Source organism: Gardnerella sp. KA00255, assembly GCF_049244095.1.
GTDB lineage: Bacteria > Actinomycetota > Actinomycetes > Actinomycetales > Bifidobacteriaceae > Bifidobacterium > Bifidobacterium vaginale_F.
This window is the reverse complement of sequence record NZ_CP058374.1, coordinates 12,663-37,830: the sequence shown is the minus strand read 5'-3', so window position 1 is coordinate 37,830 and position 25,168 is coordinate 12,663. Positions and strand designations below refer to the sequence as shown.

13 protein-coding genes, 1 tRNA gene and 1 pseudogene are annotated in these 25,168 nt (G+C 39.9%); 6 read left to right on the top strand and 9 right to left on the bottom strand.

Going from position 1 to position 25,168, the window contains the following annotated elements:
* Window positions 1-177 precede the first annotated feature (177 nt).
* Both HXT51_RS00120 and HXT51_RS00115 read right to left on the bottom strand, forming a co-directional pair.
* On the bottom strand, window positions 178-1,569 hold the full coding sequence (locus tag HXT51_RS00120) for a PTS ascorbate transporter subunit IIC (RefSeq protein WP_103084965.1): 1,392 nt from the start codon (window positions 1,567-1,569) through the stop codon (window positions 178-180).
* A gap of 707 nt (window positions 1,570-2,276) precedes the next feature.
* Entirely contained in the window at window positions 2,277-4,754 is a 2,478-nt protein-coding gene (locus tag HXT51_RS00115) for a phosphoketolase (protein WP_415691895.1), read from the bottom strand.
* Between the two features lie 399 nt (window positions 4,755-5,153).
* Here HXT51_RS00115 and guaA point away from each other — a divergent pair, with 399 nt between their 5' ends.
* The 3 genes from guaA (at window position 5,154) to HXT51_RS00100 (ending at window position 10,040) form a co-directional block, all read left to right on the top strand.
* Window positions 5,154-6,716, top strand: coding sequence for a glutamine-hydrolyzing GMP synthase (guaA, locus tag HXT51_RS00110; RefSeq protein WP_415691894.1), 1,563 nt, complete (start codon window positions 5,154-5,156; stop codon window positions 6,714-6,716).
* Between the two features lie 299 nt (window positions 6,717-7,015).
* Entirely contained in the window at window positions 7,016-8,719 is a 1,704-nt protein-coding gene (gene pta, locus HXT51_RS00105; protein WP_421776489.1) for a phosphate acetyltransferase, read from the top strand.
* Window positions 8,720-8,810: 91 nt separating this feature from the next.
* Window positions 8,811-10,040, top strand: coding sequence for an acetate/propionate family kinase (locus HXT51_RS00100; protein WP_415691892.1), 1,230 nt, complete (start codon window positions 8,811-8,813; stop codon window positions 10,038-10,040).
* Window positions 10,041-10,134: 94 nt separating this feature from the next.
* Here HXT51_RS00100 and aroA read toward each other — a convergent pair.
* Together aroA and HXT51_RS00090 are read right to left on the bottom strand one after the other, a co-directional pair.
* Window positions 10,135-11,495: pseudogene (gene aroA, locus HXT51_RS00095) on the bottom strand (3-phosphoshikimate 1-carboxyvinyltransferase).
* A gap of 134 nt (window positions 11,496-11,629) precedes the next feature.
* Window positions 11,630-11,703: transfer RNA gene (locus tag HXT51_RS00090), tRNA-Pro, on the bottom strand.
* A 325-nt stretch (window positions 11,704-12,028) separates the two neighbouring features.
* On the opposite strand from HXT51_RS00090, the gene HXT51_RS00085 reads away from it, so the two are divergent.
* The 3 genes from HXT51_RS00085 to HXT51_RS00075 all read left to right on the top strand — a co-directional run bounded on the left by HXT51_RS00085 (window position 12,029) and on the right by HXT51_RS00075 (window position 16,372).
* On the top strand, window positions 12,029-13,150 hold the full coding sequence (locus tag HXT51_RS00085) for an ABC transporter permease (RefSeq protein ID WP_421776488.1): 1,122 nt from the start codon (window positions 12,029-12,031) through the stop codon (window positions 13,148-13,150).
* A gap of 133 nt (window positions 13,151-13,283) precedes the next feature.
* Window positions 13,284-15,413 (top strand): glycogen debranching protein GlgX, encoded by a 2,130-nt coding sequence (gene glgX / locus HXT51_RS00080; protein ID WP_421776487.1) that lies wholly within the window; start codon window positions 13,284-13,286, stop codon window positions 15,411-15,413.
* 65 nt (window positions 15,414-15,478) lie between these two features.
* Entirely contained in the window at window positions 15,479-16,372 is an 894-nt protein-coding gene (locus HXT51_RS00075) for a Nif3-like dinuclear metal center hexameric protein (RefSeq protein WP_421776486.1), read from the top strand.
* A 63-nt stretch (window positions 16,373-16,435) separates the two neighbouring features.
* Here the strand turns inward: HXT51_RS00075 and polA are convergent, their stop codons facing one another.
* From polA to HXT51_RS00050, 5 genes are all read right to left on the bottom strand, one after another.
* The gene (gene polA / locus HXT51_RS00070; RefSeq protein ID WP_421776485.1) at window positions 16,436-19,561 is read right to left on the bottom strand and encodes a DNA polymerase I; all 3,126 of its coding nucleotides are present in this window, start codon (window positions 19,559-19,561) and stop codon (window positions 16,436-16,438) included.
* Window positions 19,562-19,695: 134 nt separating this feature from the next.
* Window positions 19,696-20,469 (bottom strand): ANTAR domain-containing response regulator, encoded by a 774-nt coding sequence (locus tag HXT51_RS00065; protein ID WP_103085101.1) that lies wholly within the window; start codon window positions 20,467-20,469, stop codon window positions 19,696-19,698.
* Between the two features lie 361 nt (window positions 20,470-20,830).
* A complete protein-coding gene (gene menA, locus HXT51_RS00060) occupies window positions 20,831-21,970 on the bottom strand; it encodes a 1,4-dihydroxy-2-naphthoate octaprenyltransferase (protein ID WP_421776484.1) in 1,140 nt (379 codons plus the stop codon).
* Window positions 21,971-22,358: 388 nt separating this feature from the next.
* Window positions 22,359-23,132, bottom strand: a complete 774-nt coding sequence (locus tag HXT51_RS00055) for an energy-coupling factor transporter transmembrane component T family protein (protein ID WP_103085099.1) — start codon at window positions 23,130-23,132, stop codon at window positions 22,359-22,361.
* A gap of 50 nt (window positions 23,133-23,182) precedes the next feature.
* Complete coding sequence (locus HXT51_RS00050) at window positions 23,183-25,120, bottom strand: ABC transporter ATP-binding protein (protein ID WP_421776483.1); 1,938 nt, start codon at window positions 25,118-25,120, stop codon at window positions 23,183-23,185.
* Between the last annotated feature and the right edge of the window lie 48 nt (window positions 25,121-25,168).

Genomic DNA, 25,168 nt, shown 5'->3' with positions numbered 1-25,168 from the left:
CGATAGTCTCGCAAATATCTCACTACATCGAAACAAACCGTTGCTACAATTTACTTAACAGAGCAATATACCTCTGCCAAGTAAAAGTAACAACGGTTCGGTTTACTACCTTAATTATTCTATACTATTGCATATATAAATAACTTATTTCATAAATATTGTAGTTTTCAGAAATTATTATGCTTCTACCTGTGTTTCTACAATATTATTTTTTGCTTCTCTTCGTGTCAGAATAAATGACGCAAGATAGAACATAACCAACAAAGATATTACTGACACAATTAGCACGGTTTGACCGCCAGCTACATTAGCATATCCAAGTGCGACGCCCGCAACACCATAATCAGCATCAGAGTATGTTGAATTTGCAGAACCAAGATTTCCTAACACAGGCAAAATTAACAGCGGCAAGAATGTTATAACAAGACCATTAATAAACGAAGCTATTATGCATCCTCTGCGGCCACCTTGTCCGTTTCCGAATACGCCAGCAACGCCGCCAGACATAAAGTGTGCAACAATTCCAGGAATTATTACAGTTGTTCCAGCAAATACCATAGCTGTCATGCCGAGAAGACCGCCAAAGAAGCTTGACAAGAAACCTATAAGAACAGCATTTGGAGCAAATCCAAAAGTCATAGGTGCATCTAATGCTGGTCGCGCATTCTTAACAAGCTTTTCAGAAATACCCTTAAAAGCAGGTACGATCTCATCCAAAACAACCTGAACGCCAGCAAGAATAACGAACACGCCTGCAGAGAAAGTAGAAGCTTTAAGAATTACGAATATAATGAAGTTTTGACCATGAGACAATTGACTTTCAATATATTGAGAACCTGCAAACAAAGCAACTACAACATAAATTATTGCCATTGAAATCGTTATAAGCACTGTTGTGTCACGCAAAAAACCTAAAGCAGAAGGGAACTTAATATCTTCAGTAGACTTCGATGGCTTTTTTCTAGAAGACGTAAGTCGAGCTACTAAAGCTCCTAAAGCAACACCAGCAGATGCAGGATGACCTAAAGCAACATCATCTTTACCGGCAGCTTTTGTCATGAACGGCTGAACAATTGCAGGAGAAATCGTAATAAGCAAGCCTTGAGCAAGAGAACCCCACAGCAGCACTCCCCACATTGGGAATCCTGCAACATTAAATATAACAGCTAGCATGCTTGCCATATAAAATGCCACGTGACCGGTTAGATAAATAAACTTAAAACGAGAAGTAATAGAAAGAATAATATTGACAATCATGCCAAAGAAGAAAATAAGAGCAGACTCTGAGCCATATTTTAATAGGACGGTGCCAATAATTGCTTCATTATTCGGCACAACTCCTTGCACACGAAATGCGTGCTGGAACATGCTTCCAAATGGAGCTAAAGCATCAGTAACAACCCCTGAGCCAGCTGCTAAAACAAGAAAACCAACTAACGTACGAACAGAACCCTGTAAAATATCAGAAATCTTTTTGCGCTGGGCAATAAGACCAATCATAGATATTAAGGCAACAATTACTGCAGGCTGACGAAAAACGTCAAGCAGTACAGACAGAACACCGTTCACGGTTCACTCCTTAAATAAAGGTTGAGCCTGGTAACAATAACGAAGCTGAACGAAACTCTGCAGCATCAATCACAATATATCCGAGCAGCAAATCACACACTGCACAGAAGCAATAAAGTGAATTAAACGCAAGTCTGCAAAGCAAGCGAACATGACAAGTTAGATAGGACTACTCTATCTTTAATATCTACCTTCAATATCGTAAAGCTCACTTGTATTTTAATGTACTTTTTAATAATATCGTTTTCTTGTTATAAAAATCTATATAACGGCATTTTTTTAATAAAAATTTAAGGTTTTTACATTATTTGATGGAAAAAATACAGGTTCGACACGCCGTAAAAACGCAAAAAAATAAAGCTTAAAACTTAAATTGCTTAAATTGTCAATTTATTTTACATTTTTTTGAAAAAATCAACATATGTTTTATAGTCTAAACATATGTTGGTTTTATATATATTTAATACCGGATATATCTAACTAAAGACTAACTTTAGTTATTTCTAGATTAAAGACTGTGAAGCAATTCCAAAATTCAGCATGCACTAATTCCAAAATTCATGGCAAATTCATGGTTGATTTAGAAGATGCTGGTTATTCCTGAAGATGCTGATTAATACTCAAAATCAAAAAATAAATCGGGAGCCAACCTTTCGATTGACTCCCGAAATATTTAGCTAACCAGTTTTAGCTTTATCAGCTTAAAACTACTCGTTATCGCCAGCGGTTGCAGCGGTAGCGGTGACAGCGCCTGGCTTGTCGGTCTTAACGCCTGGCCATACCCAATCGGTGTAGTCTGGGTGATCAAGACCATTGTCGACTGCATACTGGAAGGCTTCGATGCGGAAGTCCTCGAGCTTCTTGATTTCGTCGGCATACTTAGCGGCGTCAACCATGCGCAATGCTTCAGCGGTAAGCTCGTAACGATCCATGTCGTTCACGCGAACCATATCGTATGGCGTGGTGGTGGAGCCCTGCTCCTTGTAGCCATGAACGTTGAAGTTGTCGTGGTTTGGACGATCGTAAATCAAGCCGCGAACGTCATGTGCATAGGAGTGATAAGCGAAGAGGACTGGCTTGTCAGCAGTGAAGAGATCAGTGAACTCTTCGTCAGTCAAAGCTTCGTTGTTTTCCTTAGCGGACTGCAACTTGAGCAAGTCAACAACGTTAACAACCTTGAACTTAACGCCAAGCTTGTTCAACTTGTCGGCAGCGGCCATCAATTCCTGCTGTGGAACATCGCCAACACCAGCGAGAACAACCTGAACTTCGTCATTGTTCTTAGCGTTGGAAGCCCACTTCCACTCAGCAGCACCCTTCTCGAGCTCTTCGCGAGCTTCGTCGAGAGTCAACCAAGTAGCAGCTGGCTGCTTACCAGCGAAGATAGCGTTAATCATGTTGGTGGACTTGTAAGCCTTTTCAGCAACAGCAAGCAACATGTTGGAATCTACTGGGAAGTAGATACCGATTACATGATCGTTGTTGAAGGTCTTGTTCAAGAGCACGGAGGTTACGCCTGGATCCTGGTGCGAGAAGCCGTTGTGATCCTGACGCCATACGTGAGAGGATACCAACAAGTTCACAGAGGAGATTGGCTTGCGCCATGGGATCTCACGAACGGTAGCCTCAAGCCACTTTGCGTGCTGGTTCAACATGGAGTCGATAACGTGTACGAAGGACTCGTAAGAGCTCCAGATGCCGTGACGACCGGTGAGCAAGTAACCCTCGAGGAAGCCTTCCATCTGGTGCTCGGAAAGCTGCTCAGTGACCTGGCCGGTAACAGCCATGTGCTCATCGACTAAGCCAGAAAGGTAGCCAGCATCCCACTGCTTGTTGGTTACTTCGTAAGCAGCCTGCAAACGGTTGGAAGCAGTCTCATCTGGTCCGAAGATACGGAAGGAATCTGGGTTGTTCTTGATGATGTCACGAGTGTAAACACCAAGGCGACGGGTAGCTTCGAGCTGACCCCAGCCGTGACCGAATTCCTTAACTTCCTTGACTTCGTAATCCTCAAGCTTTGGAAGCTTCAAGTCTTCACGAATACGACCGCCGTTAGCGTTTGGATTCTCACCAATACGGAGTTCACCCTTTGGCATGAAGGAAAGAACGTCTTCCTTAACAGCGCCCTTTTCATCGAAGAGCTCTTCAGGCTTGTAGGACTTCATCCAGTTCTTCAAAACCTCGAAGTGAGCTTCGGTATCGCGAGCAGATGCCAGTGGCACCTGGTGTGCACGCCAAGAACCTTCGGTCTTCTTGCCATCGATGAACTTCGGGCATGTCCAACCCTTTGGAGTGCGGAAGATAATCATTGGGTAGTAAGGGCGAGTTACATCGTTAGTCTGAGCTTCAGCCTTAATATCGCAAATCTCATCGAAGATGGTTTCGAACATGTCAGCGAAGCGACGATGGATGGACATATGATCCTCATCGTCGAAGCCAGCAACGAACTCGTATGGTTCGTAACCCATGCCATGGAAGAACTCATGAAGCTCTTCATCGGAAATACGGGAAAGAATAGTTGGGTTAGCAATCTTATAACCGTTCAAATGCAAGATTGGAAGCACGATACCATCGGTACGTGGGTTCACAAGCTTGTTGGACTGCCAACCGGTGGCCAAAGGACCAGTTTCAGCTTCGCCATCGCCGACGATTGCTGGAACGAACAAGCTTGGGTTGTTCATAACAGCGCCGTAAGCGTGAGAAAGTGCGTAACCAAGCTCGCCACCTTCGTGGATGGAACCTGGGGTTTCAGGAGCGAAGTGAGAAGGAATACCGCCTGGGTAAGAGAACTGACGGAAGAACTTCTGCAAACCAGCTTCGTCCTTGGTAATCTTTGGATAGTACTCAGTGTAAGTACCGTCGAGATAGGACTGAGCAGTACCAGCTGGGCCGCCATGGCCTGGACCCATGATAATCACGGTGTTCTGCTGGTGATCAGCAATGAAACGATTGATGTGGCCAATAAGGAAGTTAAGACCTGGAGTGGTGCCCCAGTGGCCCACCAGACGATGCTTAACATCTTCACGAGTAAAAGGCTCCTTCATTAGAGGATTGCTGCGAAGATAAATCTGACCGATAGCGAGATAATTAGCAACACGCCAATACTTGTCTACGCCTTCGATAGCCTCCTCAGAAACTGGAGCATTAAGCTTCTTCCAAGGGGTGCCAATAACAGGACTCGTCATGTGTACTCCTGTACTCAAGCACTTTTCAGTGCAATTTGATCATTACCATTTGGTTATAGAAGCTGAAAAACAAATGTATTCAGCTCTTTTTCCATCCGTTTCAGTATAGTGCCAGCGTCTGACTTTTGTTCGTTTGGTTACTTCTTCGTGCATTTATGTTGAAAAAATGTGTGATAATGTGCGCAAAAATTAGTTCATTTGTATACATTATGTTACCTTTAATGTTCGATTTATACCTTAAATTACAAAATTTAGAACAAAAGATATGCAAATAACCAACATTTAACCAATTATTCGCATGATTCGCATGTTAAATTTCGGCGTTTTGTCAGCTCCCAACGTCTAAAAGCGCCACTATTATAAATTGAATCGTGTAAGAACATATATATAAGGAGAATCATGGCTAAAGGTCCAGTGCTTGTTGTTGATTTTGGAGCACAATATGCACAGCTAATCGCTCGAAGAGTTAGAGAAGCAAATGTATATTCCGAACTTGTTCCACACTCCATGCCAGTCGACGAAATGCTCGCAAAAGACCCGAAAGCTATTATTCTTTCAGGCGGACCTGCATCCGTATATGAGCCAGGAGCACCAGATATCGATCCAAAGATTTTCGATGCAGGCATACCAGTTCTTGGCATTTGTTACGGATTCCAAGTTATGGCTCATGAATTAGGCGGAAACGTAGATAAAGCTGCTCTTGGAGAATACGGTAAAACTTCTGCAACTATTGACGACTCAGAAGGCTTGCTAGCAAACTCCCCATCTGAACAAAACACCTGGATGAGTCACGGTGTAGCCGTTAAAAGCGCTCCTGAAGGTTTCACTGTATTAGCACATACTCAAGGTGCTCCAGTTGCAGCAATGCAAGATACAAATCGAAAATTATACGGCGTTCAATGGCATCCTGAAGTAAAGCACACTCCTCTTGGTCAAGAACTTATTTCTACATTCTTGCATAAGTGCGCAGGTCTAGGAAACGACTGGAATCCTTCTAATATAATTGAAGATCAAGTTGCTAAGATTCGCGCCGAAGTTGGAGATGCACAGGTTATTTGTGGACTTTCCGGCGGCGTAGATTCTGCTGTCGCAGCAGCATTAGTCCATAAAGCTATTGGGGATCAGCTTACTTGCGTTTTCGTGGACCATGGTCTTCTTCGTAAAGGCGAAGTTGAACAAGTTAAGCATGATTTTGTAAAAGCTACTGGAATCAAACTTATTGCAGTTGATGCAGAAGATGACTTCCTTGAAGCACTTAAAGGCGTGAGCGAACCTGAGCGCAAGCGAAAGATTATCGGCGAGAAATTCATTCGAACTTTTGAGAAAGCTCAGCGTCAAGTTATTGAAGAAGCTGGAAAATCTGGAGCAGAAGTCAAGTTCCTCGTACAAGGCACACTTTATCCAGATGTTGTTGAATCAGGCGGCGGAGACGGAGCTGCAAATATTAAGTCACATCACAATGTTGGCGGCTTGCCAAAGGATTTGAAGTTTAAGCTTATTGAACCTTTGCGCACTTTGTTTAAAGATGAAGTTCGCGCTATTGGAACTGAGCTTGGTCTTCCAGATGAAATTGTTTGGCGTCAGCCATTCCCAGGCCCAGGCTTAGGCATCCGTATTGTTGGCGAAATTACTCGCGAGCGCTTAGCTGTGCTTCGTGAAGCAGATGCTATTGCACGAGAAGAGCTTTCTAAAGCTGGATTAGACCGCGATATTTGGCAATGCCCAGTCGTATTACTTGCTGACGTTCATTCAGTTGGCGTTCAGGGCGACGAGCGCACATACGGTTCTCCAATTGTTTTGCGTCCTGTAAGTTCTGAGGATGCTATGACTGCAGATTGGTCTCGCGTGCCTTACGACGTCTTAGCTAAGATTTCTACTCGAATCACAAACGAATGCCGTCAAATCAATCGAGTTGTACTTGACGTAACTTCTAAGCCACCTGCCACAATCGAGTGGGAATAAATAATAAAGGTAAATAATAGTAAATAAAAGTAAATAATAAAATAATATTTACCTAGAAAATAGTGCTATCGACATATGTTGGTAGCACTATTTCGTTTTAATTTACAAAATCCGCGCATGTATATTCATAAGATGGTTTAAAATCATAGAAGTTTTGTAGCACATCGAGCATTTGTTTAGTCGCGAGCGCATCGCAAAATATAACAAACTTAAAGCTATGTACTATGAAAGAAATACGAATACATTGTCATATTTATATGCCAAATGTTTAACACGAACCGTATCAAAGGAGAAAAGGCGTGTCACTTCTAAATGTAACTATCGTAAGTGCTGAAAACACTGAAGGCCGAAACGCAATCGCGCTAGGAATAACGAAGGTATTATCTAAGAATTATTCGACTACAATTTTCCGCCCGTTTGCTCAAAAAGATGACGATTTTACTACATCATTACTTAATCTTGCAAATAGCAACATTCCTACAAACGATGTTATTGGATTACAAACTTGCGAAATACGAAACAATAAAGACATAGTAAGAGGAGATATCGTTGCAGCTTATCACGAGGTTTTAAAGAAAACACAAGCTCAAGCTTGCTTAATTGTTGCTAGCGACTTTACTCCTGTTTACGATCCTGATATTTTTGCTTTTGACGCACAAGTTGCAGCAGATTTAGCATCTCCAATCTTCCTAGTAGTTTCTGCAAAAAATCGCAATTCTGAACAAATCTTGGAAACAATTGATGCTGAAAATGCTAGGATTACTAAGGAAAGCGCGCAAGTTCTGGGCATTTTTGTTACAGATTGCAGTGAAGAAATAGGATTGCAAGTAATACGCGATTATACTTCGCAAAGTTATACAAAATCTGACAATATTTCACATATAAGAAATATTCCACTATGGGTTCTTCCTGAATTAGATAGCAGTGATATTGATAAAACTTTGGAATCTTTTAACGAATTAGTAAAAGAAGAAGATATACTAAACGCTTTACGTCAACCTTTCAACGCATCAGTTACCCCTTACGCTTTCCAATATAGTTTGCTAGGAAAAGCTCAATCAAATAAGAAAACTATTGTTCTTCCAGAAGGACAAGAAGATCGCATTCTTAAAGCCGCAGATTATTTACTCGAACGAGATATAGTCAACCTAATAATTGTCGGAGAACGTGAATCTATATTGGAGAGAGCCGAAGAATTAAATCTTCACTCAGTATGTAAAGCAAGTTTCCAATCAATGCATGATGAAGCAATGCTTAGCCATATGGTTACAAAGCTTTGCGAATTGCGTTCAAAGAAAGGAATGACAGAAAAACAAGCGCGAGAACAGCTAACTGATGCAAGCTACTTCGGCACTATGCTAGTAGTCCTAGGTCAAGCAGATGGCCTTGTTTCTGGTTCTGTAAATTCAACAGCTAATACTGTACGTCCTGCTCTTCAAGTTATCAAAACTAAGCCTGGTTCTAAGCTGGTTTCTGGAGCATTCATTATGTGCTTTAAAGACCATGTAGCAATTTTTGCTGATTGCGCAATTAACCCTAATCCTACTGCAGAACAGTTAGCTGATATTGCTATTCAATCAGCTGCAACAGCTTCAGCATTCGGACTTGAACCTAAAGTAGGCATGCTATCGTACTCAACTCTAGGATCTGGAAAAGGCCCAGACGTAGATTTAGTAGAAGAAGCAACACGCTTAGTTCATGAAAAAGCGCCAGATTTACAAGTTGTTGGATCAATTCAATTTGACGCAGCATGGTCTACCACAGTAGCGGAGTCAAAAGCTAAAGGAAATTCTGTTGCAGGACACGTCAACGTTTTCGTATTCCCAGACTTATGCGCAGGAAATATAGCATACAAAGCTGTTCAACGATCTAGCGGAGCGTTAGCAGTAGGTCCAATTTTACAAGGATTAAATAAACCTGTTAATGATTTATCTCGAGGAGCTCTTGTACAAGACATTATTAACACTGTTGCACTTACAGCTCTTGAAGCACAATCTGAATAAGCACAGTACAGCAATGTATTGTAGGAACTTAACGCTAAACTAGAGCGTGGCAATTTACAAGCCTTATCAATACTTTATGGAGGATGCCCACATGGCAAAAACCGTTCTTGTTATCAATTCTGGTTCCAGTTCGATTAAGTATCAGCTCGTTGACTTGGAAAGCGGCGAAGGTATCGCTTCCGGCATCGTTGAGAAAATTGGCGAGCCAGTTGACGGACACTACAAGCACGTATTCAATGGCGAAAAGCATGAGTTCGATGAGCCAGTTCATGACCACGAGCAAGGCTTGAAGCGTGTACTTGGATTCTTCGAGGAATATGGTCCAAAGCTTTCAGAGTCTGGCATTGTAGCCGTTGGTCACCGCGTTGTTCAGGGTGGCTTAACATTCCCTAAGCCTGCATTAGTAAATACTAAGACAATCAATAAGGTTAAGGATTTGGCAGTTTTGGCTCCACTTCACAACGGCCCAGAAGCTGTTGGTGCTGAAGTCATGACTGAACTTTTGCCAGATGTTCCACAAATTATGGTATTCGATTCTTCGTTCTTCCATGATTTGCCACAGGTTGCAGCAACTTATGCTTTGAATAAGGAAATCGCAGACCGCTATCATATTCGTCGTTACGGTGCTCACGGCACTTCTCACGAATACATTGGCTCTGTTGTTCCAAGCGTTGTCGGTAAGCCTGCAGAAGGTTTGAAGCAGATTGTTTTGCACATTGGTAACGGTGCTTCTGCTTCTGCTCAGATTTCTGGTAAGCCAGTTGAAACTTCTATGGGCTTAACCCCACTCGAAGGCTTAATGATGGGCGGCCGTACCGGCGATATTGACCCAGCTGTAGTCTTCCACCTTATTCGCAACGCTCATATGAACGTGGACGAGCTTGATACTCTCTTCAACAAGCGTTCCGGCATGATGGGCATGACTGGCCACGGCGATTTGCGTGATATTCATAAGCTTATTGCTGAAGGTGATGAAAACGCTAAGCTTGCTCTCGGCGTATACGTTCATCGCATTGTTGGATACATTGGCAATTACACTGCTCAAATGGGTGGCGTCGATGTTATCACCTTCACTGCAGGTGTTGGAGAAAACGATGAAATCGTGCGCGCTCGCGTATGCGAAAAGCTTGAGCCATTCGGCGTTAAGCTTGACAAGGAAAAGAACCTTGTTCGTTCTAAGGAGCCACGCGTTATTTCCACTCCAGACAGCTCTGTGATTATTGCTGTAATTCCAACGAACGAAGAGTTGGCTATTGCACGCAAGGCTGCAGCTATTGCTGAAGCTGGCGAAGATAGCTACGGCAACAAGTTTAAGCACTAAATCGTTGGCGCTTAACAGCGTAAAACAAACAAATAAATAGATATAAATAAATAGATATAAATAATCCCGGGTCAAAAAGGCTCGGGATTATTTGTTATTCAAGCATTTTATGCCACATTCCTGGAAAATCAGGGATTGTTTTGCGCGTGGTTTCAATGTTTTTCACGTAAATACCAGTTATGCGCAAACCAAGCATTGCAGCAAAAGTTGCCATGCGATGATCCGCATAAGTTTCCATCACTTCCCCATGCATATGATTATTTGGCTCAATACGAATGCCATCTTCGAGCTCTTTAGCCCCAATCCCAACTCGATTCAATTCATTAACTAAAGCTTGTAAACGGTTCGTCTCGTGTCCTCGCAAATGCGCAATACCATGAAGTTCACTTGGCCCATCCGCAAACGCGAGAATTGCTGCAATACTCGGAGCAATCTCCCCTGCTGCACTCAAATCAAGATACGGAATTGCTTTAATCGCACCATCGCTTTCAACATGCATTATTCCAGCGTCATCGCTTGTTTTTTCGAAATTAACTTTTGCGCCCATTTTCTCCAATATTCCAGGAAGCAATCCCCAGGTTGAGTTGTTGAAAGCGGCCAATTAGGTATGCTAACACTTCCTCCGCTAATTAAAGCCGATCCTAAAAATGGCGCAGCATTCGAAAGATCAGGCTCTATAGTAACAGTATCCGCTAAAGCTATTTTGCTCTCTTTAACATGCCATATTGCGTTGCTAGTCATATTCACAATTCCGCCAGCTTTGCAAATATCATCCATAGTCATACGAATATGCGGCATACTTGGCAATGTTGATCCCGTATGCTTAAGGCTTAAGCCTCCAGGTATACGCGAGCCAATTAGAAGCAACGCAGAAATAAATTGCGATGATGAAGAAGAATCAATTTGCACAATTTTTTCAGAAAAATCATTTATTCTAGATTCATTCGCAGGTGGAGTAATAGTAAAAGGTAGGAAACCCTCTTCTCCGTGATATTCTACACGAGCACCGAGCTGCTCTAAGCCGTCAAGAACTGGCTTCATAGGACGAGCATAAGCTTGTTTATCGCCATCAAATCTCACAGCTTTATTTGCAAATAAAGCTAAAGCTGTAACAAAACGCATTACAGTTCCAGCTAAACCGCAATACACTTCAGCATTATCTGGAACTCTAAAAATTCCGTCTTCAGGAGGAATTACGCGAAGCTTAGTGCCATCATTATTTAATGACTCGCTACGTACTCCGAATGTAGATAAAGCGTTAATCATAAGCTCTGTGTCTCTCGAGCGCAATAATCCTTGTAAAACTACAGGTTTTGTGCCTATTGCTGCCAGAATTAAATAACGATTCGACAAGGATTTACTACCAGGAATCTCAATAAAAGCTTTTAATTGATGATTAGCATACGGTGCTTTCCAAGAAGTAGTGCAATCCGCAGTATCGTTAATATCACTCATACTATGAATACTATCTATAAATATGTACGGCTACTCGTAAAAAATAAATGGGCGAAAAATCTCAAATCTCTGCCTTCTGAATAGCAGAGCGTATCTAGTAAACAGTCATAAATATTTCAATAGATATAAAAAAGTCGGGGTGACAGGATTCGAACCTGCGACATCCTGCTCCCAAAGCAGGCGCGCTACCAAACTGCGCTACACCCCGAGGCTTTTGAACTGATTACCAGTTCCAAGCACAAGTGATTAGTGTAGCGCAAATTGTTTCCCAATACAAACGCGACACGCTGATAAATCAAAAATTAAGCAAATTTTATTTTTATTACAGAATTACAAAATTACAAAACTACAGAATTAAGTTAAGTAAATATAAAAGAATGACTATAAGAACGCTATAAAATAAAGCAAATAAAAGCAATCAAACATAAGTAAGACAAATAGCAAATATAAAAAAAAAACGAAATATAAAAAAACGAAATTACGCCCATTTAAATTAACACGATACAATATATTTAGTTTAAGAAAGGTTAGCTATGGGTAAATTTCAGCGTGCTGAAGCAGCAGGTCTTATATCGTTCCTAGTTTGCGCAGTTCTAGCTATTATTGCCATGACTGTATACATGAATGTTATGCCTGCAATATGGCAAGTTAGTCAACGACTATTCACAATGGCATCTGGGATTGTAGCCGCATGCAGCATGGGAGCTTTTATAGTCGGATATTTACGCACGCATAGAAATCTAATTGTAAAACGCTGGATAAGAATAATTAAACACATCTTTGAAATCACAGCATTGTCAACAATTTATGGCGCAACAATGTTTCTTATGTCTTTTGCACTTCTTTCTATTATCAATGGAATCGTTGGCAGAAGCGTTGTAAATAGTTATTTACCAGTATTTTGCTCTGCTCTTTCTGGAATTGTTGGATACGCAACTCTTGTACAAGCCGAACTTCTAGAAGCAAAAACCGTAGCATCTTTACTACCTCTTTTCGTTATTTCAGGAGCAGCTACAGCAGGATTAACATCTGACGATCCATATTGGTATAACAATAATTTTTCACAACTAGGCGATCGAACAACATTCGCAGCAAGCATGTTTAACGCTACGCTAATACTCGCTGGAATTTGCATAATTATTACAAGCTACTTTGCTGTAACAGAATTCGTAGAAATACAGCATGAAGGACTAGAAGAAGAACTTAGAAGTCAACAGCAATACTCACAGAAAGACACACAATCAGATACAAAACACAAAAATCATACTATTAAATACTTTTATATTCGCACAACCATAATGGCAACGTTACTTATTCTCGGAGGCGTTGCATTTATTGGAATTGGAACATTTAGATACACTCCGCATCCATTCATTCATGATTTATGCGCTAGAGGCGTTACTTTGCTAGTAGGAGCTGTGCTCGTCGGACTCCCACTTCTTGCACCGCAACTTTCTAAAACTTTCTACATCGCGTCTGATTTGGCTATACTGCTTACATCTTGGGCTGGAACACAATGGTTACGCGGATACAACACTCTAACTAACGTAGAAGCACTTTCCTGTCTCCTATTCCTTGGCTGGATTATTGTATTTTCAAGGCAAGTTGCAGCATTACAAAGCGATCGCTTGCAAGCTAAATTAAGAAACTCTTAAAACAACACGCAAAATACTTATTACGACGAGCAAATTTTGCGTTATAACGCCGTTTTTAATGAATTTTTATTCTTTTCTAAAGAAACGCTCTTATATTCATGAAACTTACGCAAATATATGCGATACTTAAACTATGCAGATTAGACCAGGTTCTATGTACCCGCTTGGTGCCACCTACGATGGTGCGGGTGTGAATTTTGCGCTATTTTCCGAAGTAGCAAAACGTGTTGAGTTATGCTTGTTCGACGAGCAAGATAATGAAACTCGCATCGACATCACAGAGCAGAATTCATATGTATGGCACACCTACATATCTGGTATTCAGCCAGGACAGCGTTACGGGTACCGAGTATACGGACCTTATGATCCTTCACATGGCTTGTGGTGCAATCCACATAAATTGTTACTTGACCCTTACGCAAAAGCCATAGAAGGAAATATTGACGGAGATGAAAGCCTATTTTCATATTGGTTTGCCAATCCTGACGATATTACTGCAATAAACACTTTGGATTCTGCTTCGCACACTATGAAAGCTGCAGTAATCAACCCGTACTTTGACTGGGGAAATGATCAACATCCTATGATCCCTTATCATGACTCAGTTATTTACGAAGCTCACGTTCGTGGAATGACTAATTTAGATCGTCAAGTTCCTCCAGAAATTCGCGGAACTTATGCTGGATTAGCTCACCCAACAGTTATTAATTATCTGAAGAAACTAGGCGTTACCGCTATTGAATTAATGCCTATTCACCAATTCGTAAACGACTCATTCCTGCAAAATAAGGGCTTAAGTAACTATTGGGGATACAACACCATAGGCTTCTTTGCTCCTCAGAATTCGTACTCAAGTTCCGGACAGCGCGGAGAACAAGTTAACGAATTCAAAGCAATGGTTAAGGCATACCATACTGCCGGAATGGAAGTTATACTCGACGTTGTTTACAACCATACCGCTGAAGGAAACGATAGAGGCCCAACTTTAAGCTTCCGCGGCATTGATAATCGCGCATACTATCGTCTTGTAGATAACGATCAGAGACATTACTTCGATACTACTGGTACCGGTAATTCGCTTCTTATGCGATCTCCAAAAGCACTGCGATTAATCACAGACAGCTTGCGCTATTGGGTAACTGAAATGCACGTAGACGGATTCCGATTCGACTTGGCAGCAACCCTAGCTCGTCAATTCCAAGAAGTAGATAAGCTCTCTGCATTCTTTGACATTATCGAGCAAGATCCGATTATTTCTAGCGTAAAGCTTATTGCCGAACCTTGGGATATCGGCGTAGGAGGATATCAAGTTGGAGGATTCCCTCCAAGCTGGTCGGAATGGAACGGACGATATCGTGATTGCGTACGTGACTTCTGGCGCTCGCAACCATCGACTTTGCCTGAATTTGCTAGTCGCCTTATGGGTAGCTCAGATTTATATGAGCAAAATGGACGCAAGCCTGTAGCCTCAGTAAACTTCATTACCGCTCACGATGGCTTCACTATGAATGATTTAGTGAGCTATAACGAAAAACATAATGAAGCGAATAAAGAGGGCAATAACGACGGCGCTAACGACAATCGCTCGTGGAATTGCGGGGTTGAAGGTCCTACGACGATACACGATATTAATGAGCTTCGTCAACGCCAAATACGCAATCTTTTCTCCACTCTATTAATGAGTCAAGGTATTCCTATGATTTGCGCTGGCGATGAGATTATGCGCACTCAAAATGGAAACAACAACGCTTATTGCCAAGACAATAGCATTTCGTGGATGAATTGGGATATTAATGATACGCAGCAAGAAATGTTTGATTTTGTTGCGAAACTTATTCATCTTCGTTTAAATCACCCTGTATTGCATCGTCGTAGATTCTTTACAGGACGTGAAGCTGATGACGATGTTTCAGAAATTCCACAAGTTGAGTGGTTTGATCACACTGGCTCAGTTATGGATATGCACGCGTGGTCAAATACGCATGCTTTGTCTGTGATGATTTACTTAAACGGCTCAGACATTCCTGAAACAGATTGGTATGGAAGTAGAATGGTCGATAATGACTTCATTCTTCTTTTCAACGCTCATTACGAACCAATTACTTTCACTTTGCCCGATAAGCGTTATGGAGAAAAGTGGACTCTAATTGTAGACACAAATAATCCTACTGGTCCTGAGTTGCATTATGAAGCTGGTTTCAACATCGTTGCACACTCTAGAAGCTTCTTACTTCTTATGAGCGAGAACCCGGTACTCAAATAATCGTATATGTTTCTTTAAGATTCCTATTTGATTATTGACTACTTAGTGAGCGTTAGGAAGAAATCATGGTGTCGTTATTTAAAACTGTTCAAGTATTAGAATCGCTTTATCCTTTGGATCTTGCTGAGTCATGGGATGAGCCTGGTATCATAGTTGGAGATATGACGGCACCTGTTAAGCGTATTGTTTGTGCGTCTGATCCCACTTTATCTGTTGTCAAGCACGCTTGCGACATGAATGCAGATTTATTAGTAACGCATCATCCTTTATTCTTCCGATCTGTTCATGAAGTTTCTGGACGAGGTGTTCGCGGGGAAATTGTTCGTAATCTTATAGAAAACCATTGCGGATTATGGGTTGGCCACACTAATGCGGATTCTGCTTGGCGTGGAGTTGCTCATGCTGCAGCTGATGCTTTTGGTCTGATTAATCAGCATCCTTTAGTTCCTGCTGAAAAATTAGATACTAAAGGCCATGAAGTTGGACTTGGTAGGATTGGTGAGCTTGAAAATCCTATTAGCTTGCGTGAATTTGCTAATAAAGTTTTTAAGACAATACCTCATACAGAAGTTGGAATACAAGTATGCGGCGATATTGACGCTGTAGTTTCTAAAATCGCAGTATTACCAGGATCTGGAGATTCTCTATTTGACGAGGTTAGAGCAAGTGGAGCTGAAGTGTATGTTACAAGTGACTTACGTCATCATCCAGCGCTTGACGCGATTGAACAAGCTCGCTATGAATTTTTGCTGAGGAAAAAATGCGGATTATCACAATCAGATAATTCTGATTCAATCAAGCCTATGCTTATCAATACACCTCATAGTGCTATAGAATCCTTGTGGTTTAATTACGCTGTTGAAGATATTGAAAATGCTATTAAAACAAGTTCTGGGGAGCATATAGAAGTCATTTGGCTTAAAGAATCGTCTGACCCGTGGAACTACGTGATTCGTTAATTCACAAAATTTGCATCTTAATTTTGCATAGTTCTAAAATACTTCGCTTTGAATGAGCTTGAATCAGTGCGCAGCCAGCTGCCAGTCAGCCCCAATGCCAGTAGAAATGTTAAGCGGAACACTTAACTCAACAGCATGTTCCATAGCATTACGAACAATATCCTCAACCTGCTCGCTTTCTCCAGGAGCAACTTCAAGAACAAGTTCATCGTGAATTTGCAATATTACTCTACTTGAAACTCCAGCTTTATGTAAATTATCGCAAACTTTAATCATCGCCATTTTCATGATATCGGCAGCGGTTCCTTGTATAGGAGCATTCAGAGCAGCACGCTCTGCTGCTTCACGAAGTACTCGATTCTTAGACTGAAGCTGAGGGAAATATCTTCTACGACCAAACATAGTTTCCGTATAGCCAAGAGAACGAGCTTTATCAACCAGAGATTCCAAATAATCATGAACTTTGCCAAAAGTAGCAAAATACTTATTTTTTAACACTACTGCTTCACTCGTCGAAATAGAAAGCTGCTTGGCTAAGCCGTAAGTACTCAAACCGTATGCTAAGCCATAGCTCATTGCTTTCACATGAGTACGCTGATCTGCACTAACCTCATCCATTGGTATTGAATAAACCATACTCGCAACATACTTGTGGAAATCAACGCCAGAGCAGAATGCATTAATTAATGATTCGTCTTGAGAAGCATGAGCCATAATTCGCAATTCAACTTGAGAATAATCACAGCTCATAAGAGACTCGTACCCTTCGCCAGGAACGAACGCAGCACGAATCTCACGACCAGCAGCATTACGATTAGGTATGTTTTGCAAATTCGGATCTACCGAGCTTAAACGTCCTGTAGCCGCAATAGTTTGCTCATAAGTAGTATGAACACGGCCGTCGCCATAATGAGCTGCATCTATAAGACTTTGTACAATCTGCTTTAATTTATTCGTCTCACGATGCTTAAGCAATGCTCCTAAAAATTGGCTTGCAGGCTCATCTGGATCTATTTTTGAATATAGTTCTTGAAGAGCTTCAGCATTAGTAGTAAAAGATCCACTTTTAGTTCTACGAGTAGCTTTTAAAGCCATATCTTCAAAAAGAATGCTCTGTACTTGTTTAGGGCTTTGCAAATTAACCTGTTTACCTGCAATATCCCATGCCATGTTTTGCGCTAACTCTGAATCAGCTACGAATTGGTCTCGCATTGAAACTAAGCGCTTCATGTCTACTGCAGCACCGCAATCTTCCATTCCTCTAAGAACTCTGGAAACTGGCATTTCAAGATTAGTCATTAACGATTTTTGCTCTCGTTTTTTAAGAAGCGGAGCAAAATAATCGCATAATATACGAATAACGCGAGATTGCGAAATAAGCATACGTTCAAATCGCTTATCTTGTTCTATATTCTTTTCTTCATCTTTATTATTTAGATTAGATTCAGTATCGCCTTCGTTTAGAAGAATATCTAGCTCGCCTTGTTCAAGAACTGTAAGCTCATTGGATTTTTCAATTTCAACGTCGAAGAAATGCTTAGCAACTCCTTCGATTGTTTCAGATCTAGAATCTGGTTCCACGAGATAAGCAGCTAAACGAGTGTCCATTGCAGGAACAAAATCTTCATACGCATTTATAACATTCAAGAATTTTAATAAAGCCAAATGCTTTTTATAATCATGTAAAACTATATATGACGCGTATTCTTTCACATATTTTTTTAATGTTTCGAATATTTTTACAATGGATAAGTTAGATTCGTTTGCGCTAGTATCCGAATTATCAGCCACGTTACCAGCCGCGTTACCAGCATTACTACCAGCAGCACTATCGCGCATTAACTTAGACAAATACGCTAATTGTGAAGCATCTAAACGTATAATCGCAGCCTTGGATTCGACCATAAGAACAAGCGCATCAGCACGAGGCACACCGCAACAATCGTCATAATTTGTTTCATGAGCATACACAACAAGCGAATGTTTTAGGACTTCCCCACTTTCATTAGCGTCCAATAAGTCGGAAACACTATTAAACCAATTATTTACATCTCCAACAAAATTTATATAAGTAATCTCGCAGGATTCAATAAAATCTTCTAAATTCTCGAGATTTTCTGATGCCATATCATAAGAATTTTCATCACTAGAAGAATCTGCGCAAGAATTATTGTCAGTATTGCTATTAGTAATAATTTTGGAATCTTGATTAGAAGAATAATTTGCATTCAGCATAGCGCTAATATCATCGTTCAAATCTGTTTTATTCGTATTGAACACGCGCATTATCTTTCGCTTTTTGTTCTCTCCAAATTCCAAACGAGAAAGTATTAATCCTAATTGCGCTGCATCAACGCGCCCATAATCTAAATCATCAACTTTTAAATCTAAATCAACATCTCTAACAAGAGCATTCACTTTACGATTTAAACGAACTTGTTCAATACTATCGCGTAAAGCCTCACCCTTTTTGCCTGTAATTTCAGATGCATGCTCAAAAATTTGCTCTAAATCGCCAAATTGATTAATCCACCTCGCGGCATAAGCGTCGCCAACTCCTGGAACACCAGGAATATTATCTGATTTTTCACCTCTTAAAGCTGCTAAATCTGGGTATTGATTAGGTAATACTTGATATTTATCGAATACTTCCTTAGAAGTCATATGCTTCAAATCTTTAAAATGCTGACCAGGATAAAGCACTGTAATGTGATCATCAATTAATTGGAAAGCATCGCGATCGCCAGATAACACTAGAGTACGATAATTATCTTTTTCACCCATAGTAGCAAGAGTGGCAATAATATCGTCGCCTTCAAATCCAGTTTTTTCGACGTAAACAATACCTAATGACTTTAATAATTCCTGCAAAATCGGCAATTGTGAAATCAATTCTTCAGGAGCAGCATCGCGAGTGCCTTTATATTGAGGAAGCATTTTATTCCTAAAAGTGCCACCTTTTACGTCAAAAGCTATTGCCAACTTATCAGGTTTTTCTGTTTCCATAACTGCAGAAAGCATTGTTATGAATCCCCAAATGGCATTCGTTGATTGGCCATCCCTAGTAACAAATTTTTCTGCAGGTATAGCAAAATAAGCACGGAACGCAAGCGAATGGCCATCAACAACCAGCAACGTCCCTTTCTCATCATTATTTTCTGAGCATTCTTCGACGATGTTGGTATTCACAGTTGACAATTCACCTACGTTCCGTTTTATAAGCAAGAATTTACAAGCAACAATTTATGAGCGCTAATTTATAAAAGCTAAATTTATAAAAGCTAATTTATAAGCACTAATTTAAATTTAGAAAATAAACTAAATCACTCTTCTTCAGATGCTGGCTTTTCATCACTATATTTAGCGATAATAGCCATAGCCAAACGCTTCTTAGGAATACGCTGATCCATAGAAGTTTTCTGAATCCAGCGGAAAGCGCCTTGCTCTGAGAATCCAGCTTTATCCATAAGCATACCCTTAGCGCGATCTACAAGCTTACGCTCCTCAAGAGTATCTTCAGCTTTCTTAAGCTTTTCTTCAGCCTTATGCAATTGGTCTTCAGTATCGTGAAGCTGAGTTTCTATGCGCTCAACGCTATCGAGTAAGTCGTTAATTTCACAAAAACGACCCATAGCGACTTCCAAAGCAGGCAAAAGCTTAGATTCCTCGTAAGGCTTAGTTACATAAGCCATTGCTCCAGCACCAGTTGCTTGCTTAACTAAATCAGTTTGAGAATAAGCAGTAAGCATAACAACCGGAGCAATATTTTCGTCACAAATAGTAGCAGCTGCTTGAATACCATCAACAACAGGCATTTTTACATCCATGCACACTACATCTGGACGATACTTACGCGTTAAATCAATAGCTTCTTCACCATTAGCAGCTTGACCGACAACTTTATAACCATTGTCCTCAAGCATTGCAACTAAATCCATACGATTAACAGCTTCATCTTCAGCTACAACTACTGTGCGTACACCATTGTTAACACGAGTTTCTTCACTTTTATTATCATTAGCAGCTGCTTTTAGCTCTTCTTCAGTAAGCACCACAGGAATTTCACCAGATGCTTCACCATTACGTACTTCAGACATATAAACCTCATTTCCTTTCCGCACCTCAGGCAACACCGCCGTGTACCTCTCGCACAGAGCGCATACAACAAACAATTTGTTCACATATACCACGTGGTAATAAGTGCAAATCTAACATGCATCTTAAAAATCGCGCACCATGTTCGTGACTATCAATGGTACCCATAAGCATGTATAAGACGCTCATAAAATTACAATTTTCGCGATATTTAAATATAGCAACATTCAAATATAACTACTTTTCAAATATAGCAATACATAGATATAGCAATATAGCAATTTCTATATTTTCGTAACATCTAAAATTTTAACATCTAAATTTTACGACATTACTTTTTTAAGATACACAACTATACATTAATCATGATATAAGTGACAACAACGTAGAAACAGCGCAAAGCATAGAAATAGCAACGCATAGAGGGAAAGCACTACGATAATCACTTTTATGCAATACTCGAATTAACGCAAATCCTTTAATAAACATAAATACGAGAATAATTAATTGCATAATACATTGCACTATAAGTAATGGGAATCTCAAACTATTAGACATTAAATCTGCAGCTAATACACCCGCACCACTTGAAATAAATCCGCTTTCTTTAGCGCAATTAAAATACCACGCTGATGGCAAAACAGATGGGAAAACAATGCTCGCAACATCATAAAAAACCATAAGAATCAATATCATAGCAACGAAAGCACTACACAGATTCTGCCCAGCTTTTTCTCCTATTTTTACCATAACTGTTATTTTTCCGTGCTCTTTATCTGTACTAATATCTCTAAGATTATTAATCATCATCAAGCACGCAGAGCACCCTCCTGGAATGCAAGACATTGCAAAGCAAGCAATAACAAGCCATGGAGAACTAAAAGTAACATGCGAAGAAACGCCTATGCCATAAGAAATAGCACATAAAGTTCCTATGAATGCCACAGGACCAAAGAAAGTAAAAGCACTTACTTCACCAAGACCATGATACCCATATGGATGCTTACCACCAGCGTAAAACCATGCTGCAGCTAAGCATAAAATACCAACTATTACGAGGTACCACAATCCAGAAAGATACGTAACTATAAGCCCACAAACGCATCCAAGCAAAGCAGTGATAATCATCGCATTACGTACTTTATTTCTTGTAATACCTGCATCTGCCAACTTCCACGAAACATCGCACAAAGACTTCTTGCTAGCATTATTCGCATTGCCGCTATTATTATTGCCAACAGCACGCAAATAGCGTTTATCGTCAAGCCCTTTTATGCCATCGCAATAATCATTAGCGTAATTTACTGATATTTGCAGGAAAAGCACGACGCCGATGCAAAAAATAGATTGAATTATGAATTGAGTAATATTCGCACTAGTGATTTTACAACTCGCATATTTAGTCATGCGAATAGCGACAACCACAGCCATAATAACTGGAACTAGACCAATTGGAAGCGTGTATACACGAGCACCTTTAAGCCAAAACTTTATATTATTCATTACGCGCCTCAATGCTATAATTAAACGCTTAACCCTTTAAAATATTATCACTAATATATTCCTATTTATATGCTCCACAATTCGAGTCTACTAATATATGGATTTAGAATATTATCCTGTTTAATGTTGCTGAGTTGTCGGAGTTTCTCTCATCGCAAGATTTTTACATTGCTCTAAGAGAAACTTCGACAGCTCTTGGCATGTTTAGTCTTTTAATCTTCGGTTAATCACCGAGATTTTTCAATTTTTCTTCTTCATTCGATGAATCACCACTTCGTGCTGAGGTTCATCTCATTCAGGGCGAAAAATCTTAAATCTCTGCCTTCTGAATAGCAAAGCATACTTTGTAAATAGACCTATATTCAGATTGACATATGCGAAAACACAATCACACTATGTATGGAGCAAAACACGAGATAAGTATAGGCGCAGCAATAATTAGCACAGAAATAACGAATATTATTAAATCGCGCCACCCAAAAGGATACTTGTAATAGGATGATTTGCTATTTCTAAGATAGAATCCTCTTTGCTCTGCAGCTAAAGCACAGCTATCTGCTTTGCGCACAGAAGTTATAACTAAAGGTATTATCAATGGAGCCATAAGTATTAGCTTTTTAAAAGGATTCTTAGTATCGAACTCGACTCCTCTAGCAGTTTGAGCTTCACTGATAGAAGACATTTCTTGCGCAAAAATTGGCACAAAACGAACTGCTGTAGTAATCGTAAAAGCATAACAATATGGAATGTGCAAATATTGAACTATAGAATTTGCAAGATCGTTTAATTTAGTTACTGTTAGTACTGTAACCAAAGGAAAAGCAAAACAAAACAGACGCAAAGAAGATTTTGCTCCAATATCAATGCCTTTTAACGTAAACCATAGAAAAATATAGTTTCCACTTTGAGCAATAACAGTTTGTAGGAAAAACATTATGCAAGAGATTACTAGCATGGCTTTAACAAGGCCAAATAATGTTTTAGTAACATGAGTAAAAGCCATAACAACAAAAATAATGACAGCTAGTGCAATAAGTACAGAATACTGTTTAGCAATAAATACGCTTATTACAATACTCGCAGCAAGAATTAGCTTCGCAATAGGATTGGCGCGGTGAAGAAACGTGTTGCCTGATTGATATGTTAATAGTCTCGTTTTCATAAGTATCAGATACCTTTATTTCATTGCTAATTATTCTGCTAAATATTCTGCTAAATATTCTGATTGTGTTGCTCTTTCCCACAACACAATGCTTCAACTAATTCTTTTCGCGTATACAATCCATCGCATTGCTTAAAACCGCGTGCGACTAAGCCTTGGCAAACAGAGCATAATAACGGCGGATACAAAGCAGCAGAAGAGCATACTTCTGGATTTTCAAAAACATCGCGAGCGCATCCATCAATAATAAGTTTCCCATCGTTGATTGTTATAAGACGAGTTGCGTAATCAAGTACTACTTCCATGTCGTGGCAAACCATAATCACGCAACATCCATGATCTCGCAAATCTTCAACTACTTGCATAATTCGCACACATTCGCGATAATCAAGACCACAAGTCGGCTCGTCAAGAACTAGTATTTTAGGACGCGTAACAACAGTTGCAGCCAATGCAACCATTTGACGTTGACCTCTAGAAAGCATGAACGGAATATCTTTAGGGTTAAGATTAAGTTTTTCAATAACTTCCATTGCATGCGCTTGAGCTTGTTCAGAATCTTCACCGATTAACTTACAACTAAAAGCTACTTCTTCAAGAACAGTATCTTTACACAATTGATAATCAGGATTCTGGAATAGCGTAGATACATATTTTGCTATTTGGCTGATGCGTAACGCTTTAGTATCAATTCCATCGATTATTACACTACCTTCTGTAGGCCTTAATAAACCGTTGATAATCTTTGTAATAGTTGTTTTTCCAGCGCCATTTCTTCCAATTAGTGTAATCAACTCGCCTGCATACGCATTAAATGAAATATCATTCAGAGCTTTAAAACCATTTGCGTAAGAAAAACTCACATGATTTATTGAAAGGCACGGCTTATTAGAAGTATTAGATTTAGAAGTATTAGATTTAGAACTGTTAGAAGTATTAAAAGAATTAGAAGAATTAGATAGATTAGAACTATTAGAAAGTTTAGAATAATCAGATCGCAAAGTTTTAACAATAGTATCTACAGTTTCTTCAACTCCAACAGTAAGAGGCGCTGAATTACAAATTTGTTCGTCTTGTAATTGCTTAAGCAATCGCGTAGTACGTGGATAGTTAATACCCACTTCGCTAAGCAAATCAACATGTTTAAGCGCAACTCCTGTAGGAGCATCCATCACGAGCTCACCTTTAGAAAGCACAATAAGACGCTTGCAATACTCGCTTAATAAAGCTACTTTTTGCTCAATTACTACAATCGTAATACCAAAGTTTCTATTCAAATCTCTTAAAACATCGAAAATCATACGAGAAGAAACCGGATCAAGCGCGCAAGTTGGCTCATCCAAAACCATAACTTTAGGCTTTAAAGCCAAAATAGCAGCAATAGCAACCTTCTGCTTCTGGCCTCCAGATAGCGTATCTAAATCGCGATTTCGCAAATTGCTAATACCAACAGTTTCGAGCGCTTTCGTTATACGATTAGGGATTTCATCGTGTGGAACTCCAAAGTTTTCCAATCCAAAAAGCAACTCGTCTTCCACATTCGCAGCAACCATTTGAGCGTCAATATCTTGAATAACAGAACCAATTAAGCAAGCGATATTAGTAAGATCAAGAGTAGTAGTGTCATGACCAGCAATTCTTACAGTTCCAAAAAGATTTCCTGAATAATGATGAGGAATAGCACCAGAAAAAAGCGAAGCAAGAGTTGTTTTACCAGCGCCACTTGGACCAATAACTCCAACAAACTCACCTGCGTAAACACTAAGATTTACTTTATTAAGAGCAAAGTTAGAATTACTTTCATTGTGCTTCTTATCTTTATTTGCAATATTTTCATCACTATGAGTATCGTATCGAAAAGAAACATTACTCAATTCAAGCAATGGCGTTTCTTTTACTGATTCATCACTTTTTTCCATAAGCTCTTTACACGGTTCAGCAGAATCAACTAAATGATTATCTGCAACATATTTTTCTTGCTGAGACATAACATTCCTAACTCTAACACACCGAGCAAACGCTGAAAATTTTAATAA